Consider the following 18337-nt stretch of genomic DNA (forward strand, 5'->3'; position numbering starts at 1 on the left):
TCGTGATTTTCCACCATGACGGAAAAAGACTTCCTAAAAGTAGACCGGAGAATCGGCCCCCTCTTACTTGCGGAGCTTAAATGTTAACCATGTTCTGTCACATTAGCGCGAATTATCTTTAGAAAAGTGTGTATCAGGAAAAATACGAGAGAGCGTTTCATATAAATAGTGTTCATTCTTATTAGCTGGTAATAATTCTATTGTTAACTAATTTAAATGAAAATACATAGCATGATCCGCATTTTCCTTGTTAGGAAGCATATTGTTAAAAAGATAATTATTTCATATTTAAATGAAAGGTATCTTTAGATAATTATCCGGCTTTTTGACAGGTATTCATAAGAGGCGTTTGCTGAACAGCAGTGGAATTTTTATCGACTCTACAAATTTTATCTTTTTAGTGGCTTTGTCGCTCTCGACCCGCACAAACACCGAATTGGTCTTTGTGCGGCAGATACTCGCGGTATTGAAAATACAGTAACGGTCAGGACTGGATTTATTCTTATATCTTTATCCATAAAAGTATGTGGAAATAAAACTAGTTCATATATCTGACATAAATTTATGCAAAAATTCAGTATCGGTCGACGTATTCTTATGTCTATTCATTTATAAAATGAATTTCTGCCCATAAAATCAAAAGGAAAGTACGAATACTCTATTTCACAAGGAAAAAGGAACTGCCATGATGAAAAATGATGCTCGTGAACGCAATCGAAAAATTGTTAAACAGTATATGGAAACAGCAGGACAGGCACGGTTATCTCGGCATGAGCTTTTTGATGAAGAAGGCTGTGGAGGGCTGTGGACAACGGATACAGGGGAACCTATCGTTACCAAAACTAAAAAGCGGTTGGGTGAACATGCGGTGTGGTCTTTAGCATGTTTTCCCGACTGGCAGTGGTACAATGTCAAAATATTTGATACGCAGGATTCGGATATCTTCTGGGTAGAATGTGATGGTAAAGGTGAAATCAATTTCAAAGGCTATCCGAAAGGGTATTATGAAAACCATTTCATTCATTTTTTTCAGTTTAAAAATGGGAAGATAGTTCTTCAACGTGAGTTTATGAATCCTTGTCAGCAATTTCGTGCACTTGGAATACCTGTTCCGGAAATAATACGTGAAGGTATTCCAACTTAATTGTTAATTTATGATTTCTATGTCAATCGCATCATTATGCGATGGTCTCTTACACCTCAAAAATGATTGAGAGGATATGACATGACTATACCCGCGATAGAAGAATACGATCTTGGATCTCCGGAGTTGTCGGTAAAAAATAAGGTGACATGGAGTATTGAACCCACAAGGAGCCTGCTTTTAGTTCATGACATGCAGGATTTTTTTCTTAATCTGTTGCCGCAAAATTTGCGCAACACGTTAATCAAAAATTGTCAAAACCTGATCGGCTGGGCGAGAGAAAAATCGATTCCTATTGTCTATACCGGGCAAAAAGGAAATATGTCGTCTAAAGAACGCGGGCTGCTTTATGACTTCTGGGGAGCGGGTATGAGCGCTGATCCAAAGCATACTAAAATAGCCGCGACATTATCTCCACAGCCTGGTGATGCGGTCTTAAAGAAATGGCGGTATAGCGCATTTTTTTCCTCGGAGCTGGCCGATATTTTTAATACTCAGCGTAGAGATCAAATGATTATATGTGGCGTCTATGCACAAATCGGTATTTTAACGACGGCGCTTGATGCTTATTCCCGTGATATTGAAGTTTTTCTGGTTCAGGATGGAATCGCCGATTTTTCACATGCAGCACATCAGCATATGCTGATGTACGCCGCCTCATGTTGTGCCTCGGTTTTACCGGTAGAAGAGGTGCTGGTATGAATGCAGAAGCAGCAATTACCGCCTTGCTCCAGCACGGTACGTGCAGAGAAAACGGCTCGTTCGCACTGCTGTTCCGGCCAGAACAATCGGACTGCCCCGAAATTGAAGTGATAGAAGGTGAGGAACGTCATCTGGATTGTTTACACCATTTATCCGATCTACTGACGGATCGATGCGGCGAGAATGCACAAAAAGTGTTGCTGGTCGCACCTTATCGTCAGATTACTGAGCTGGGGTATGCCGTCATTGACGACCACCAACCCCTTATTGCGCTGACCATTACTGATTACAACAAAGTACCATTGCATAAGGCATTAGCATGTCTGCCGAGTACCCCGGTTAATGTCAATAATGCGAACTTTGTGCCGTCTGACGATGAGTACGCACGCACGGTTGCTGAGGTTATTCAGAAAGAAATCGGAACGGGGCAAGGGGCAAACTTTGTTATTCGGCGCCAGTTTACGGCAGCATTGTCCAATTACAGTTGTGAGGCCGGGTTAACTATTTTTAAAAATCTACTGCTGCAAGAACGCGGCGCATACTGGACCTTCTTTATCAAATGCCGAGATGTAACATTGATCGGCGCATCACCAGAACGGCATATCACGTTACATGAAAAGCGGGTTTCTATGACGCCGATAAGTGGAACCTACCGTTATCCCCCGACAGGCCCTACCCGTGAAGGATTAATTGACTTCTTATCCAATGAGAAAGAAGAAGATGAGTTGTCTATGGTGCTCGACGAAGAGCTGAAAATGATGACTCGGATTTGCGACTCGGACGTGAAAACGTTTGGCCCATTCTTAACGCCGATGTCGCGTCTGGTTCATACCGGCTACAGGCTCGAGGGGCGCTCGTCACTATCTGTTCCAACTATTTTGCAACGCTCGATGTTTGCACCGACGGTAACTGGAAGTCCTCTGGAAAACGCGACGCGCGTTATTACTAAATATGAGTCGTCCGGGAGAGGCTACTATAGCGGATTTGCCGCACTCTTGGGTAGTGCTTGCGGTGAACCGACGATTGACTCGACGATCCTTATCAGGACGGCTGAAATCGATCCGGCGGGTGCGCTGACAATGGGACTGGGCGCGACGTTAGTGCGAACCTCAGACCCTGATTCCGAAACAGCGGAAACGCGGGCGAAAGCCGAAGCCTTACAGTGTGCTATGGGGTTAAATAGTCTCTCGCCCTCTGTTTTTCAGGATGAACAGGTCATCGTTGCGCTGCAAAAGCATAATCAACGTCTGGCCGCATTTTGGCTTGATAATAGATCGAATTCGACGTCTTTAAGGCTGCATGGGGGCTGCCTGCGTGATGCGCTGCTGATCGATAATGAAGATGCTTTTACCTCGATGATGGAATACCAACTTCGTGCCATGGGGTTTAGCGTTCGCCTTGCTCACTATTCCTCCGCTATTCATATTGCGGCAAATGAGCTTTTGGTTATCGGCCCAGGGCCTGGAGATCCGCGGGATCTTAGTGATGTTCGTGTTATGAAAAGCCGAGAGCTGATGATGGATGCCATGAAACACGGCTACCCGTTTATTGCTGTGTGTTTTGGCCACCAGATCCTGTGCGCCACGTTGGGGTATCCAATAACGGCGCTGGATTGTCCAAATCAGGGGATGCAAAAGGAAATTCCCTTTTTTGGCAAGATAGAAAAAGTGGGGTTCTACAACACCTTTACTGCGGTGGCGGCCAATAATGCTCTGGCAAGTGAGCATGGCGAGATTCGGGTCGCACGTGACGAATCCACCGGACACATTTTTGGTTTGCGCGGCCCTCGCTTTTCTTCCATGCAGTTTCATCCCGAATCCGTACTAACCATTGATGGGCCAAGAATTCTCTATGAATTAATACAGGAGGCGGTGGCGCAATGATTATGGAATGTGTGTGGTGGGAACTGACGGAAAAAGATCCCGATATTGCGCGATTGCGAACACAACTTGCCCATACCGATATAACGGTATGGCACCCGATTGGCGCACTTCAGGCAAAGTACTGGATTATGAATGAGTCGCCGCCGCGCTGGGGGGCGGTGATTCTGTGGCGCGGCGAGAAACCCGCACTGTCGGTTTTACCACCGAATCTTGCCGCTGAAGCCATTGGTCGTTCGCCGGATGTACGCCTGCATTTTACCGTAGCGGCCTCTTGTTTGAATGAATCGATCAGTGCGCCGTGGGCATCGCTATTCCAGGAGGAAACATGCACCACTACGTCATCGTAAATGCGTTTAGCAATAGACCGCTGGCTGGAAATCCCGTTGCCGTGTTTTTTGACTGTGACGGAGTGGAAACCGATGTTATGCAACGCATTGCGGCAGAGATGAGATTCTCTGAATCGACGTTCGTCTCACAACCCAGGCATGGTGGCGACGCGCATGTTCGCATTTTTACGCCGGTCAATGAGCTTGTTTTTGCGGGTCATCCGTTGTTGGGAACTGCACTTGCGCTATCGCTACGTCTTGAGAAAAACGCGCTGCAAATTGAAACGGCGAAAGGTATTTTCCTCTTTACGTTGGAGTATGCCGAACGTGCGGGTGATAGCCCTGTCGCGCACGTTGATATGGTTCAGCCAGAGCCTATTATTCAAACCTATGCGCAGACCGAATCGCTACTGCGCGCCTTAGAATTACCGCATAGCACACTACCGGTAGAAGCGTATGACGTGGGGCCTCGTCACGTTTTTGTCGGTGTCGGCGATCTGGAAACGCTCTCTGCGCTCAACCCTGATCAGCGCGCCCTTGCGCAGCATAAGAATATGGCCGCACTCTGTTTTTGCCGTGCAGGCGACTTATGGCGTATGCGCATGTTTTCTCCTGCATATGGCGTGGTGGAAGATGCGGCGACCGGTTCTGCCGCCGGGCCTCTGGCTCTGCATCTGGCTCGGCATGGCGTAGCAGACTTTGGTAGGCCTCTGGAGATTTGGCAGGGAGTGGAAATGGGGCGTCCATCACAAATGTACGCTTTGGCGCAGACAGATGGCGTGGGATACCGGCTATACGCAGGCGGACATGCAATAAAGGTCGCGCAGGGAACATATTTCGTTTAAAGGGGAAAAAGATGGGCAGCAGTGATTTTGAAAGCGTGAGCGGCAAAGTGAATACGGACTTTCTAAACTTTCATGCCGAATTGCAGGAGCCTATTGCACTTGCCAGAACATGGGTGACGGAAGCGATAAACCAAAAGGTCAGGGAACCCCGAGCAATGGTATTGACGACCGCGAATGAACAGGGAGAAATGAGTTCTCGGGTTATGGCTATTCTCGACTTTTCGGCACAGGGCATTTTGTTCGCTACCCATAGCTGTAGCCGCAAGATTCAGGATATTCAGCGTAACCCCTATGCCTGCGGTCACTTTTACTGGAGAGAATTGGGCAGGCAACTGTCCGTCAGCGGATGCGTCGTCAGATTGCCGCATGAAATAGCAGTGGAAGTCTGGGAATGTCGCCCTGCCCCATTGCACGCCATGTCAACCGTTTCTCATCAAAGCGAACCACTGCTTGATAGCAATAAACTTCGCGAGGCGGCAGAAGCGCTGGGGAGTGAAGGCGCATTACCCTGCCCGGACCGTTTCTCTGTTTATCAACTCACACCCCAGTCGATTGAGTTTTGGGCGGCTAGTTCGGATCGCCTGCATCGGCGCTTGCGTGTTGAACGCCATCAGGATGAATGGTTGAGCACCTGGTTACAGCCATAGAAGGGGGGAAACATGATGAAAGACTTATTGGATTTTGATTCCCATTTGAAAGAAATTATGAATTGGCATTTCTCAACGCAAACCGGTACGCCTTTTTGGTTGAAAATGAGTGAAACGTTTGATTTTGAACCACTGAAGGACATTAATACCTTTGCCGATCTGGCTCGTTTTCCCGACGTGACTGATCTACTGCGTGAGGTTCCCGTTGAGTCGCTTATTCCGTGCGGGCTGCGTGACGAAAAGATAGCAGGAGTGTTTGAGAGTGGGGGCACAACCGGAAAGGCGAAGCGCATCGTGGTATTTCAGGCGTGGCTGGATGAGTTGGTAGCGTGGCGATTAGGGCATCGATCATCCGGTGACGATCGGGACACAGGCAACACGCTGGCGCTTGTGCCAACCGGCCCACATATTGTCGGGGCGATCACGCGTTGTCGCGCACTGACCAAAGGGGGGTTGTTTTTTACTGTCGATCTTGACCCGCGCTGGGTTAAGAAGTGTATCCAGAAAAACGATATGGATAGTATGCAGGCATATGCTGAACACATCATTGAGCAGGCTGAGGATGTTTTTTTCACGCAGTCAATCCAGTATCTCATCGTAACCCCCCCCATTCTTGAACGAATGACAAAGCGCTCTGCGCTGGTTGCTCGAATGAATCAAACGCTGAAGGGAATAACCTGGGGAGGAACACACATGGACCCCGACACCCAGTCGTTTTTACAGTCGGTGGTTTTTCCTTCGGTTCCGATCAGCGCCAGCTACGGCAGCACGATGGTTCTGGGGGAAGCAAAGACTCGGGATGTGCCAGATATTATGACCGAAGCGATTTTCGACAGTTTTGCCCCCTATATTCTCTTTGATGTCGTGGAGCCACATACCCTCAAGCCGGTGGCATTCGGTGAACGTGGTCAGGTTGTTATGCACCACCTTAGCCGTTATGCTTTTTTCCCCAATATCCATGAACGCGATACTGCTATTCGCGTTCCACGTGACGATGACTTTCCCGGTGCGGCGGTAAGTCAGGTTAGCCCGCTATCAACCTTTGCCGGACATACGGTGATAGAGGGAGTTTATTAACGATGGATGTCTCTATTTCCCCGTCACCGGACGCCACTTGCGAGCCCCGTGACTGCCAGCGCATTGAGGTCTCTGCGTTAGGGCGCGACTATATGACGCAGCGGCGTGTTGCGGTCAACGATCTGCTCGGCGTACCCGTCGCGGACATGGCGGTTGCTCCGCCGATTTATATTCATAACACGGTCAATGCAATGAAGGCCGCACCGGCATTACCGCTCGCTGACATACATCAGGCTATGGCCCAGGCAGCGGATCGTTTCCAGCATGACACCATAGCGGGTTTATCCGCCGATGAATATTGTCGGCTAGTACAGCGCACGACGGGACTGCCGCTTGATGTACTTGAACATGCGCTTACTGCTATTGCAAATGCGTTGAGAACGATGCCGGAGATTATTGATGCCGGTATGCCTCGAGGTGCGCGGTGGTTATGGCGCGATCCTGATACATTGGCGGGTTGTAGCCTTTTTAGCCGTAGAGGAGATAGTTTCGCGGTTCTGGCGGCGGGCAATGGGCCTGGCATCCATGCTCTGTGGCCGCAGGCTGTGGCGTTAGGCTACCGTACACTAGTAAAGCCGTCCTCACGGGAGCCATTCACGGCGCAACGTGTGGTTTCGGCTATGGCTATGACAGGTCTGGAACACTATGTGGCGCTCATCCCCACGGATTATCGCGGTGCTGAGGAACTGGTCGCGTCGGCCGATCTGACATTGGCGTATGGCGGTCCGGATATTGTGGAAAAATACCGCGCTCATCCCACGGTGCGAGTGCAGGGGCCGGGGCGATCCAAGATGGTTATTGGGGTCGATGCCGACCGTGATGACGCTGCCTCGCTGGTAGCGAAAGCCATGACGGATCTCGGCGGCGCGGCCTGTGTGTCAACCAGCGCGGTGCTGGTTGAAGGCGAGGTGGCGGATTTTTGCCAGCGCTTAAGACAGGCGTTACAACAGGTGCCGCCGTACAGATTGCCGTACGCGTCGGCACAGACTGTAGAGAGGTTAAAACTCTCGCTGGGAGATGACGCCAGCTCGTCACTTCAGGCCATGCTAACACCGGAAGGCTATCTTCTTCATCCCGTCGTCATTGACGTTGCAGAACCGGACGACCCTCGCCTTCAGCGGGAGTTCCCCTTTCCCTGCGTCACCGTCGCTCCCTATCACGCCACGCGCAGCGTATCTGTGCTTGCAGGATCTTTGGTAGTCACGGTTTTTTCAGGGCGGCGTGAACTACTGGAGCCGATTCTGGAAGATGCCAGTATCAGTAATGTTTATATCGGGGATATTCCCACAACATGGATGTCACCTCTGGTTCCTCACGATGATTATCTCAGTGAATTCCTGATGTGCAATCGCGGGTTACGCGTCAGTGCCTCTTGGGCTGAAACGATGGGTAAAGGAAAAGAATTATGAGGATGCGTTATGCGCTGATTTTCGGACCTGCCGATGTTTCCCACATGATGGAGGATATGCATTGTCTCTATGAAAGCGATAGCGGCAAAAATACTGTACTCCGGCAAATAGCGTGTGTTGAAAGTAAGATGAGGGCGTCGCCGTCATCCTGTGCTACCCCACTTGGATTGAGGCAAAAATGAATAACGAAGAACAGTTACATGAAATATGCAACTTTATGAGTCAGGAGCGCGTATTAACACTAAGCGCCGCAGCTGAAGGAGAGGTGTGGTCAGCCAGTTGCTTTTATCACTTTCAGAAAGATGAAATGGCGGTGTACGTCATGAGCGACATCAATACACGCCACGCTAAATTGATGCTTAAAGCACCTGGCGTTTCAGGCACCATTATCGCCTCAGATACCTCAATGGTGCATTTGAAAGGGATTCAATATCAGGCCAGGGTCTCGCTTTTGTCGAGTGAACAGGAAACCGCTGCGCGGGCACGTTATTATCAGCGTTATCCGTTCAGTCGCATTATGGCTCTGCCAATTTGGTATTTGAAACTGATAGAGATCAAATACACGCAAAGCCGTGCGGGAATAAAGCGCCATATGCATTGGGCCTGTCTGCACATGCCGCAGGAAGTATCACGATGAAAAAACGAAATCTGGCCATCAATCGGCGGGAACCGTTGCCTCGGGTTTTTTGCACAAATAGCGTCCGACGCCTAAATTTACAGAACTTTTATTGAATGGGGCGGATCCGGATTTTTACTGGCAGAAATCACCCGGTATCAGCGGTATGGCGTTCTATAACAGCGATCGTTTCCCGCAGTGGAAAAATTCGCTGTTTATTGGCGCACTGGCCGAGAGGAATCTGATCCGGTTGACGCTGGAGGGTGACAAGGTCGTGGCGGAAGAGCGCTTATTGAATGACCGCGGCGAACGTATCCGCGAGGTGCGGCTGGGGCCGGATGGCTACCTTTATCTGCTGACCGATCATGATAACGGCAAGCTGCTGAAAGTGGGACTGGCCGCCGATTAAGCCGCCCTATGCCGGGCGCGTGCTACGCGACATGACATAAAAACGGCGGCATTCTGGCGCACGAAATAGACTCGGACGGTAACGCTTTCAAACGAATGCGCAACAAAGATTACGTCAACGGCAACATCACCGTTTGCTGATAAGCCGGGCGCTTGGTTAACTGTTGATACCAGCGTTCCAAATTTGGGTGGGGCTGACGTTCGATGTCCATGTTAAGCCAGCCATAGGCAATGCAGCCCAGCGGGATGTCGCCAATACCGAAATTATCGCCGGATAGCCACGGTTGATTTGCCAGGACGGTATCGACAATGCCCAATAATCGCTCACACTCCACCATGCCTTTCTGCACTAACGCCATATCGCGGTTTTCCGGCGCAACGCGCACCATAGTGATAAATACGCTGCCAAAAGCGACTGCCAGCGTGGCGGCCCAGTCCATCCATTTCTCAGCACTCGCCCGTGCGCCGGCATCAGCGAGATACAGTGACCCTTGTCCGTATTGCGCAGCCAAATAACGCACGATGGTATTGGATTCCCAAAGTACCCGTTCGCCGTCCTGCAAACAGGGGATCAGCCCGTTTGGGTTCATTGCCAGGTAGTCAGCATCATGATTGCGGCCAAACTGCCCACCCGCCAGAATGTGCCGATATGGCAAGGCTAATTCCGCCGCACACCAGAGAACTTTCTTGACGTTAGTCGAATTTTCCCGACCCCAGATTGTAAGCATATCGAACCTCGCCGTAAGAGAAGAAAATTTATTCTGCCAATGACCGGGCAGACAGGAAAGCCCAGGGAGATGAGAAATAATAATATGCCTTTTTAGTCTTTATGATTTAACTTATCGTTCTTAATAATGACAGTAAGTGATATTCAGACAGGAAAGCTATTCAATGAAATTGACGTATTCTCTTCGCGCAACATTAGGTATTGCGCTGCTAGCCGCTGGAATTCAACTGGCTTGCGCGAACAGCGATCCGCACACTATCGTCTTTGGCGTAGCGCCGGGGCCTTACGGCGATATGGTTAATCAGGCGATTAAGCCCGAACTGACGAAAAAAGGTTACAAAGTGGTGGTACGTGAGTTCAGCGATTATGTTCAGCCGAATCTCGCTCTGGCCAACGGCAGTATTGACGCCAATCTGTTTCAGCATACGCTGTATCTGGATAAATTCGCGGCCGATAAAAATTTGAAAATCACCAAATTGATAACCGTACCCACGGCCAGCATGGGGCTTTACTCTAATAAAATAAAATCGCTGGATGAACTGAAAAAAGGGGATGTGATCACCTTATCCAATGATGCCACCAATCTGGCTCGCGGCCTGCGCTTTCTGCAATCGCTGGGGTTGATCACCATCAAGCCCGATATTGACCCAACCAAGGCTTCGGAAAAAGATATTGTCGGCAATCCGCGGGGGTTGGTATTCAAACCCTTAGAAGCCGCACAGCTACCCCGCACGCTGGATAGCGTGACCGCTTCGCTGGTTAACGGTAATTTTGCCTTTGCCGCCGGACTGAAACTTTCTTCTGCGCTTAAGCTGGAAACGCTGGATGAAAACCTGAAAAACGTAATTGCGGTGCGTACGGACGATCTGGACAAGCCGTTTGTCAAAGATACCAAGGCCATCGTTGAGTCACCCGCTTATGCGGCGGTGATTAACCAGCCAGACTCAATGTTCAGTCAATTTCAGAAACCAGAATGGATGCAGGCGAAAACGCAGTAATATACAGGCCGATACTGATTGGCGATTAGCGTGCGGTATATGTCTGGCCGGTTATTGACCGGCTTTGTTCTTTTTTCCGCGGGTGGCAGGAGTTTGCGGATAATGATTCAGTTAGAGAGTGTGAGTGTTGATTTCCCACAGGGGAAGCAACAGGGAAATCGGGCTGTTGATAATGTGACGTTGCATATCCGGCCGGGAGAGGTTTATGGCATTGTCGGAACCAGCGGGGCAGGTAAAAGCACGCTGTTGCGCACGATCAATCTATTGCAGCGTCCCACTGCCGGGGTCGTCCGGGTCAATGGGGTAAAGATCAGCGATCTGAATGGCAAAAGTCTGCGTGAGCAGCGTCAGAAAATCGGCATGATCTTCCAGCATTTTAATTTAATGCAAACACGCACGGTGGCGGAGAACGTCGCGTTTAGCCTGAAAGCGGCGGGAAAGTCCAGCACGGAAATCGATCAGCGGGTGCCGGAAATTCTCAATTTGGTGGGGTTGTCCGATAAATATGCTGCTTTTCCGTCTCAGCTCAGTGGCGGACAGAAACAGCGCGTGGGGATTGCCAGAGCCATTGCCAATCACCCTGAAGTACTGTTGTGTGACGAGCCAACCTCGGCGCTTGATTTGGAAACGTCAGCGGCGATTTTGCTGTTGCTCAAAGAGATCAATCAGAAGCTTGGTATAACTATCATATTGATTTCACATGAAATGAGCGTCATAAAGTCAGTTTGTGACAGGGTTGCGGTGATGACCGGCGGTAAGGTTGTAGAAGAGGGGGATGTATTTGATATTTTCGCCGCGCCGCAGCATTCATACACCCGTCAATTGGTGGCGCATACGTTGAATCTTGAGCTTCCTCCCCGTCTGCTGCAAGATTTACAGGGAACCTTACTGAAAATCCTGTTCGTTGGTGAATCGGCGGAGCAGCCGGTGCTGTCTGATGTAGCGACCCGCTATGGTGTGTCCGTTAATATTCTGCACGGTAAAATTGAGTATATTGGCAATCGTGCATTGGGGATACTGGTTGCGCTGCTGACACATCCTTCCGATGCCGAAAAAGTTGTGGAAGCAGTGGAATATATTCAGATAAGGACGGCGCAGGTGGAGGTGTTGCATGGCTGATTTATGGATCGATCTGGTCGTGGCGTTCGGTGAGACATTCCAGATGGTCGGCATCTCAACCCTGTTTGCGATTGTCGGCGGTTTACCGCTGGGATTTCTTATTTATGTTACCGATCGTCACCTGTTTTGGCAGAACCGGGCGGTATATCTGCTCAGTACCGTGCTGGTGAATATTATTCGCTCAATTCCGTTTGTGATTTTGCTGGTGCTGTTGTTACCGCTGACGCAGATTCTGTTAGGGAATACCATTGGACCGGTGGCGGCAGCCGTACCCATGTCTGTGGCGGCAATTGCTTTCTATGCCCGTCTGGTTGACAGCGCGCTGCGCGAAGTGGATCCCGGCATTGTTGAAGCGGCTGAAGCCTTCGGCGCCAGCCCGATGCGGATTATCGGCACGGTGTTATTGCCGGAAGCCAAAGCCGGCTTATTGCGTGGTTTGACCATTACGTTGGTCAGCCTGATCGGCTATTCGGCTATGGCGGGGATTGTCGGCGGTGGCGGTGTGGGCGATCTGGCCATCCGCTTTGGCTATTATCGTTATGAAACCGAGGTCATGATTGTTACGGTTATCGCGCTGGTCATTCTGGTGCAAATCGTGCAAACGCTGGGCGATTGGCTGTCAAAGCAGGCAGATAAGCGCGAGCGGCGTTAAGTCAATAGCAAGGGCGCCTCAGGGAAGAGGTTGTCCCAGAAATATGAGGGCGTCCTCCTCAGTACCCTCTGCGTAAGTGCAATTCACCTAGTAAGACACTTCTCATTGCCAACGCCATTCCTATGTTTATCTTTGATTTTTTGACCTTTTCATTTCTTTGATTATCTTTACAGACTGAACGGTTTCCTTGAGGGAAATGAAACGTTACCTTTGGATGTTGCAAAAAGTTTTCAAAAGATATTGAAAAGTAATCATTTTTAACGACTTATGGATATCGCGGCGATCTCATGAAGACAACTATTTCCCATTCCAGTCTAAAATCTTTCATTGCGGGGACGGTATTACTGACAGGGCTGATGCCTTTAGTGTATGCCGAGCAAGTGCCAGCAGTTCCTCAGGTTGATGCTAAAGCCTTTATTTTGATGGATTATCACAGTGGAAAAGTGCTGGCTGAATCTAACGCGGATGAACGTCTTGATCCTGCTAGCCTGACGAAAATCATGGCGAGCTATGTCACCGGGCAGGCAATAAAAGCCGGGAAAATACGCCCCACGGATGAAGTCACCGTTGGGAAAGATGCCTGGGCAACCGGTAATCCGGTATTGCGTGGTTCATCACTGATGTTTCTCAAGCCTGGCGATCGCATTCCGGTTTCAGAACTGAATAAAGGTATCGTTATTCAATCGGGCAATGACGCCAGCATTGCTCTGGCTGACTATGTTGCCGGCAGTCAGGATGCCTTTGTCAGCCTGATGAATAATTATGTTAAAGCTCTGGGGTTAACCAATACCCATTTTCTCACCGTGCATGGACTGGATGCGCCGGGCCAGTACAGTACCGCGCGGGATATGGCATTGCTGGGCCAGGCATTAATCCGGGATGTGCCGGATGAATATGCGCTGCATAAAGAAAAAGAGTTCACGTTCAATAATATCCGTCAACCTAATCGTAATCGATTGTTGTGGAGCACCAACCTGAATGTGGACGGTATTAAAACCGGTCATACCAGCGGAGCCGGGCATAATCTGGTGGCATCGGCCACGGAAGGGAATATGCGCCTGATCTCCGTGGTGCTGGGGGCGCCGACCGATGCGACGAGATTTCGCGAAAGTGAAAAACTGCTGACCTGGGGATTCCGCTTCTACGAAACGGTAATACCAATCAAAGCGGGGGCGCCGTTTACCACGCAGCGGATCTGGTTTGGCACGCAAAAAGAGGCCCGACTCGGTGTGGCGCAAGATGCCGCATTGTCGATCCCCAAAGGGCAGATGAAAAACCTGAAAGCCAGCTTTACGCTGCTTCAACCACAGTTATCTGCGCCACTGGCGAAAAATCAGGTCGTCGGCACCATTGATTTTCAGCTTGAGGGGAAAAGCATAGGACAGCGACAACTGGTAGCGCTGGACGACATTCCCGAAGCAGGGATCTTCAGCAGACTGTGGGATTCAGTGATGATGAAACTCCAGCAGTGGTTTGGCGGTTTATTCAGTTAATGGCCAGCATTCATTAACATGATGCCGTTATCGCTGAAGTAGCGAATATAGTCTGCGGTTGGTTCACGGTTGGTTATCAGGGTATCAAACAGGGCCAGTGAGCCAATACACGCCGGTTTGATCTGGCCGAACTTGCTGGCGTCGGTAATCAGCATTGCCCGTTGAGACACTGCCAGCGCCCGCTGTTTCATGCTCAATTCAGCAAAGTTAAAGCAGGTTGCGCCAGCAGTCAGGTCGATGCCTGCTGCTGAAATAAACGTTTTATCGGGGCAGATATTATCAAGTTCGCTGTGTTGGCCGAGCGCTGTGAAAATGGCGTTGTCCGGGTGAAATTCCCCCCCGCAGAGGATCACGTTGCAGGCGGTTTTTTCCTGTAATGCCAGAAAGGTGTTCAGAGAATAGCAAACACCGGTAAAAGGCAAATCGTCTGGAATGGCTTTAATAACAAAGGGTGTGGTGGTGCCACAATCGAAAAAAACCGTATCCTTTGCATCAATCAGGCGGGCAGCCACTTCTCCGACTGCCTGTTTTTCTTCCACATGTTTGGTCTGTTGGTCGGACACAACGTAATTGGCGACATTATTATTTTTCAAATCACTGACGACATAGCCGCCGAGTAGCACCACGGCTGCGGATTCGGCGTTCAGATCGCGGCGAACGGTCATTTCCGAAACACCCAATAGCCGGGCAGCCTCTTTAAGATGGAGTTTATCGGCTTTTTTCAAAGCCTGAGCAAGTCTGTTGATCCGTTCTTCGCGCCGCGTTTCCATGTGATTTCCTGATAATGATCCTGCATTAGCGGGACAGTAATTAGTAGTTTCCTGTGGCAGCCGATTCGCCGCAAACAATCGCAACGCCGGAGCTGGTGCCGATACGGGTAGCGCCTGCGCGGATCATGATTTCTGCCGTCTGACGATCGCGTACTGCGCCTGATGCCTTAACCCCCATCTCCGGGCCTACCGTTTTGCGCATCAGTTTCACGTGTTCTTCACGAGCGCCGCCGGTGCTGAACCCCGTAGATGTTTTAACAAACGCCACCTCCAGTTCACGACAAAGGTTACAAACCAGGGCGATCTGTTCATCATCAAGCAGGCAGGTTTCCAGGATTACTTTCAATGGTATCGCGCCGCAAACCTGGCGAACGGCATGAATATCGGCTTTAACGGCGGTAACATTACCGCTTTTTAACCAGCCAATATTGATCACCATATCAATTTCCTGCGCGCCGGCATCAATGGCGGCTTTCGCTTCAAAGACTTTGGCCGACGTCAGGCCCGCGCCGAGCGGGAAACCAATCACCGAGCACACCTTGACGGTTGTACCTTTCAACTGATCGGCGGCTAACGGCACGTAGCCTGAGTTGACGCAAACTGCATAAAAGTGATGTGTTTTTGCCTCATCACATAGCTTGATGATTTGTTGTTCAGTGGCATCGGCGGCCAACAGGGTATGGTCGATATAGTGTGCGTAATTGCGCGTTTCAGTGATCATTACTGGCTCCCGGAGCTATTCAATAAAATCTTATTGTTATAATTATAACATTTTTATGGGAATTTATAACTATCATTTGTTTTTTGCATAAAATATCGTACTTTCTGGGTGGTTTATGTTGTTTTAATAACAAATGATTATTATTTTTTATTTAAGTAACATCGGAATTAAATTGGCTTGATGTCAGTGAGAGAGTGGTATTGAAGTCATTTCGGAGAAAAGAAAAGGCCCATCGATCTTGAACCTTAAGGGCGGGAACGATGGGCTCCTCAATATGGGGATATCTAAAGAAAAGCAGTGGCACTCATTCAGACTCTGGCCTTAAAGAAAAGTTCTGTCTTTTCTATGAAATATTAACGATTTTTTACATCTTTCATCAACCCGGCAATTCGGGCCAGATAATAACAATAAGTGAACCCGCTAATGTCAGCAATACGTTGGCGATGGCGTAGGTTCCGGCATATCCCAAAGCCGGAATATTACTGCGGGCGGTATCGCTGATAATTTCCATTGCCGGAGCGCAGGTTCGTGCGCCCATCATGGCGCCAAATAGCAGTGCACGATTCATCCGAAGAACATAAGCGCCGAACAGAAAGCAGATAACTACCGGCACCAGGCTGACAATCAACCCCGATATCAGCATTTGCGCGCCTATCTCACCAACACTACGACCGATGCTGCCGCCAGCGCTTAACCCAACGCCTGCCATAAATACCATCAGGCCAAACTCTTTCACCATATTCAGCGCCCCTTGCGGTATATAGCCGAAAGTCGGGTGGTTGGCCCGCAGAAAACCCAGCATAATGCCGGCAAACAATAAGCCCGCAGCATTTCCTACGCCGAATGTGAAATTACTGAACTGGAAGGTGATCAGGCCGACCATGATGCCGATGATAAAGAAAGCGCAGAAGGCCAGCAGGTCAGTCACCTGACTGTGAATAGAAATAAAACCGATTCTGTCAGCGATGCCTTTTACCCGTCGGGCGTCGCCGCTTACCTGCAATACATCACCTTTATTCAGTACCACGCCATCATCAATCGGCATTTCAATTTGGCTGCGAATGATGCGGTTAAGGAAACAGCCGTGGTCGGTCAGTTTTAACTGACTGAGGCGTTTACCGACAGCATTGTGGTTTTTCACCACAATCTCTTCGGTCACGATGCGCATATCCAACAGGTCACGGTCAAAGACCTCTTTCCCGTCGCGAAAGTTAGGATTGAGGCGGGCGTGAGCATCGGGGTAGCCAACAAGGGAAATCTCATCGCCGATTTGCAACACGGCGTCACCATCAGGGTTTGCCAGAATACCATTACGCCGGATACGTTCGATGTAGCAGCCCGTCTGGCGGTAAATTCCCAGTTCCCGCAGATTTTTACCATCAGCCCAGGCGACCAGTTCCGGCCCGACGCGGTAAGCGCGAATAACCGGAAGGTAGACTTTCCTTTGGCTGTCGGCATCAAGCCCTCGCTCACGGGCAATTTGCTGGGCACTGGTGGGTAAATCCTGATGCTGTAATTTGGGCAGGTAGCGCGCACCAAAAATCAGGCTGACTAAACCAATCAGATAGGTGAGGGCGTAACCCAGGCTAAGGTGATCCTGCTCTATACCGATCCGCACACCGATGCTGGGCATATTTCGCAAGGTATCACCGGCACCGACCAACACGGGCGTTGACGTCATGGAGCCTGCTAGCATACCTGCCGTCAGCCCGATCCCCCAGCCGAAAAACTTTCCTAGTCCAAGCGCTAAAAGCAGCGCGCTGCCAACCATTACCAGCGCCAGCATTAAATAATTTTTACCATCACGGAAAAAAATGGAAAAGAAATTAGGCCCGGCTTCAACGCCGACGCAGAAAATAAATAACATAAAACCAAGACTTAGTGCTTCAGTATTAATCGAAAAATGTTGTTGCCCTAGTAATAACGATACAACTAAAACACCAATAGAATTACCGAGTTGTATTGGCCCCAGGCGTAATTTTCCAAGACAGAGTCCTAATGAAAGAACCACGAATAGCAGCAGAATGTAATTCCCGTTTAACAAATCAGCGACGTTTATATTCATGGGATGTAACTTGTTGTTTACCAGTAAGCTCTTGATATAAATGGTTATAGGGACTAAATTTATCCATACATATACGTACAAAATTCCACTGACATCATAAATAACTGTCCGCTGTAAGGAATCAGACATGGCATGTCAGTATAAATTATTCAGTGCAATTATTGTGGCGCCACTATTCTAGATGTTTGTTGACCGGACAACCAGTATATGCCGAATAAATAGTGGTGATACCTCACTTTGTGTCATATCGGAGATGTTCAGACACGCTTGCTTATTGCGCCAGATTTAACCATTTTACGGTATCAGACAAGTATGCCGTGGGGCATATCAACAGAGGAAGTATATGGCAAGCGATAAAGGTTGGGGTGGTGCGACCTGCTGTTTTTTATTGTTTACCGTGGTTTTTTTGAGCCAAAAAATGAATGCGTCCGATACGGTTGCAGGGAATGGATTGCACGGCGACCCCGGAATGCTGTTTTTTTTATTACCCGGCATGATTGCCAGTTTTCTGTCTGCACGGGGACGGCTGCTTTATCCGTTGATAGGATCGTTGACAGCCATGCCGCTGTGCCTGTTTATACTGCATTTTTGGCGCTCACCGCCTCACTCTTTCTGGCAGGAGTTGGCCTATGTGTTGAGCGCCGTTTTCTGGAGTGTACTGGGTGCGTTGGGGTTTTTATTTTTTCATGCGATCTACCGGCGGTATTTTCGCTGAACAATCTTCTGTTTATGTAT

18 protein-coding genes and 1 pseudogene are annotated in these 18337 nt (G+C 49.4%); 15 read left to right on the plus strand and 4 right to left on the minus strand.

The features are described 5' to 3' along the window. Positions 1 to 685: 685 nt before the first annotated feature. From BIY29_RS03515 to BIY29_RS03565, 10 genes and pseudogenes are all read left to right on the plus strand, one after another. Entirely contained in the window at positions 686 to 1144 is a 459-nt protein-coding gene (locus BIY29_RS03515; protein WP_121573764.1) for a PhzA/PhzB family protein, read from the plus strand. Positions 1145 to 1225: 81 nt separating this feature from the next. Beyond that, on the plus strand, positions 1226 to 1846 hold the full coding sequence (locus BIY29_RS03520) for an isochorismatase family protein (RefSeq protein ID WP_121573765.1): 621 nt from the start codon (positions 1226 to 1228) through the stop codon (positions 1844 to 1846). Then, positions 1843 to 3729, plus strand: coding sequence for an anthranilate synthase family protein (locus BIY29_RS03525; RefSeq protein ID WP_121573766.1), 1887 nt, complete (start codon positions 1843 to 1845; stop codon positions 3727 to 3729). Before BIY29_RS03520 ends, BIY29_RS03525 begins: the two co-directional genes overlap by 4 nt. Continuing rightward, positions 3726 to 4076: a hypothetical protein gene (locus BIY29_RS03530; protein WP_121573767.1), complete on the plus strand. Its 351-nt coding sequence runs from the start codon at positions 3726 to 3728 to the stop codon at positions 4074 to 4076. Before BIY29_RS03525 ends, BIY29_RS03530 begins: the two co-directional genes overlap by 4 nt. Further along, positions 4055 to 4900: a PhzF family phenazine biosynthesis protein gene (locus BIY29_RS03535; RefSeq protein ID WP_121573768.1), complete on the plus strand. Its 846-nt coding sequence runs from the start codon at positions 4055 to 4057 to the stop codon at positions 4898 to 4900. The genes BIY29_RS03530 and BIY29_RS03535 overlap by 22 nt, the downstream gene beginning before the upstream one ends. Positions 4901 to 4911: 11 nt before the next feature. Continuing rightward, a complete protein-coding gene (locus BIY29_RS03540; protein WP_121573769.1) occupies positions 4912 to 5547 on the plus strand; it encodes a pyridoxal 5'-phosphate synthase in 636 nt (211 codons plus the stop codon). Between the two features lie 12 nt (positions 5548 to 5559). Then, positions 5560 to 6624, plus strand: a complete 1065-nt coding sequence (locus BIY29_RS03545; RefSeq protein ID WP_240629937.1) for a phenylacetate--CoA ligase family protein — start codon at positions 5560 to 5562, stop codon at positions 6622 to 6624. 2 nt (positions 6625 to 6626) lie between these two features. Further along, entirely contained in the window at positions 6627 to 8033 is a 1407-nt protein-coding gene (locus BIY29_RS03550; RefSeq protein ID WP_240629940.1) for an aldehyde dehydrogenase family protein, read from the plus strand. Positions 8034 to 8211: 178 nt separating this feature from the next. Then, positions 8212 to 8670, plus strand: coding sequence for a PNPOx family protein (locus BIY29_RS03560; RefSeq protein WP_121573771.1), 459 nt, complete (start codon positions 8212 to 8214; stop codon positions 8668 to 8670). A 106-nt stretch (positions 8671 to 8776) separates the two neighbouring features. Beyond that, positions 8777 to 9058, plus strand: a pseudogene (locus tag BIY29_RS03565) (PQQ-dependent sugar dehydrogenase); the annotation flags it as partial. Between the two features lie 109 nt (positions 9059 to 9167). Here the strand turns inward: BIY29_RS03565 and BIY29_RS03570 are convergent. Then, positions 9168 to 9785 carry a glutathione S-transferase family protein gene (locus BIY29_RS03570; protein WP_121573772.1) on the minus strand — a complete coding sequence of 206 codons (618 nt, stop codon included), beginning with the start codon at positions 9783 to 9785 and terminating at the stop codon, positions 9168 to 9170. 163 nt (positions 9786 to 9948) lie between these two features. Between BIY29_RS03570 and BIY29_RS03575 the strand changes: the two genes are divergently transcribed. The 4 genes from BIY29_RS03575 (at position 9949) to BIY29_RS03590 (ending at position 14046) form a co-directional block, all read left to right on the plus strand. Next, positions 9949 to 10782 carry a MetQ/NlpA family ABC transporter substrate-binding protein gene (locus BIY29_RS03575; RefSeq protein ID WP_121573773.1) on the plus strand — a complete coding sequence of 278 codons (834 nt, stop codon included), beginning with the start codon at positions 9949 to 9951 and terminating at the stop codon, positions 10780 to 10782. 102 nt (positions 10783 to 10884) lie between these two features. Beyond that, a complete protein-coding gene (locus BIY29_RS03580) occupies positions 10885 to 11901 on the plus strand; it encodes a methionine ABC transporter ATP-binding protein (RefSeq protein ID WP_121573774.1) in 1017 nt (338 codons plus the stop codon). Further along, entirely contained in the window at positions 11894 to 12553 is a 660-nt protein-coding gene (locus tag BIY29_RS03585; protein WP_121573775.1) for a methionine ABC transporter permease, read from the plus strand. The genes BIY29_RS03580 and BIY29_RS03585 overlap by 8 nt, the downstream gene beginning before the upstream one ends. Before the next feature lie 356 nt (positions 12554 to 12909). After that, a complete protein-coding gene (locus tag BIY29_RS03590; protein ID WP_420808404.1) occupies positions 12910 to 14046 on the plus strand; it encodes a serine hydrolase in 1137 nt (378 codons plus the stop codon). On the opposite strand, the gene deoR is transcribed toward BIY29_RS03590, so the two are convergent. The 3 genes from deoR to BIY29_RS03605 form a co-directional block, all read right to left on the minus strand. Further along, positions 14043 to 14816: a DNA-binding transcriptional repressor DeoR gene (gene deoR, locus BIY29_RS03595; RefSeq protein WP_121573777.1), complete on the minus strand. Its 774-nt coding sequence runs from the start codon at positions 14814 to 14816 to the stop codon at positions 14043 to 14045. The two genes, BIY29_RS03590 and deoR, sit on opposite strands and share 4 nt — an antisense overlap. A gap of 40 nt (positions 14817 to 14856) precedes the next feature. Further along, positions 14857 to 15537 (minus strand): deoxyribose-phosphate aldolase, encoded by a 681-nt coding sequence (deoC, locus tag BIY29_RS03600; RefSeq protein ID WP_121573778.1) that lies wholly within the window; start codon positions 15535 to 15537, stop codon positions 14857 to 14859. A 376-nt stretch (positions 15538 to 15913) separates the two neighbouring features. Continuing rightward, positions 15914 to 17602: an aspartate:alanine antiporter gene (locus tag BIY29_RS03605; RefSeq protein ID WP_121573779.1), complete on the minus strand. Its 1689-nt coding sequence runs from the start codon at positions 17600 to 17602 to the stop codon at positions 15914 to 15916. A gap of 343 nt (positions 17603 to 17945) precedes the next feature. On the opposite strand from BIY29_RS03605, the gene BIY29_RS03610 reads away from it, so the two are divergent. Then, positions 17946 to 18317 carry an inner membrane protein YbjM gene (locus tag BIY29_RS03610; RefSeq protein WP_121573780.1) on the plus strand — a complete coding sequence of 124 codons (372 nt, stop codon included), beginning with the start codon at positions 17946 to 17948 and terminating at the stop codon, positions 18315 to 18317. Positions 18318 to 18337 lie beyond the last annotated feature (20 nt).

Origin of the sequence: Brenneria alni, from assembly GCF_003666245.1 — a bacterium.
Taxonomy (GTDB): Bacteria; Pseudomonadota; Gammaproteobacteria; order Enterobacterales; family Enterobacteriaceae; genus Brenneria; species Brenneria alni.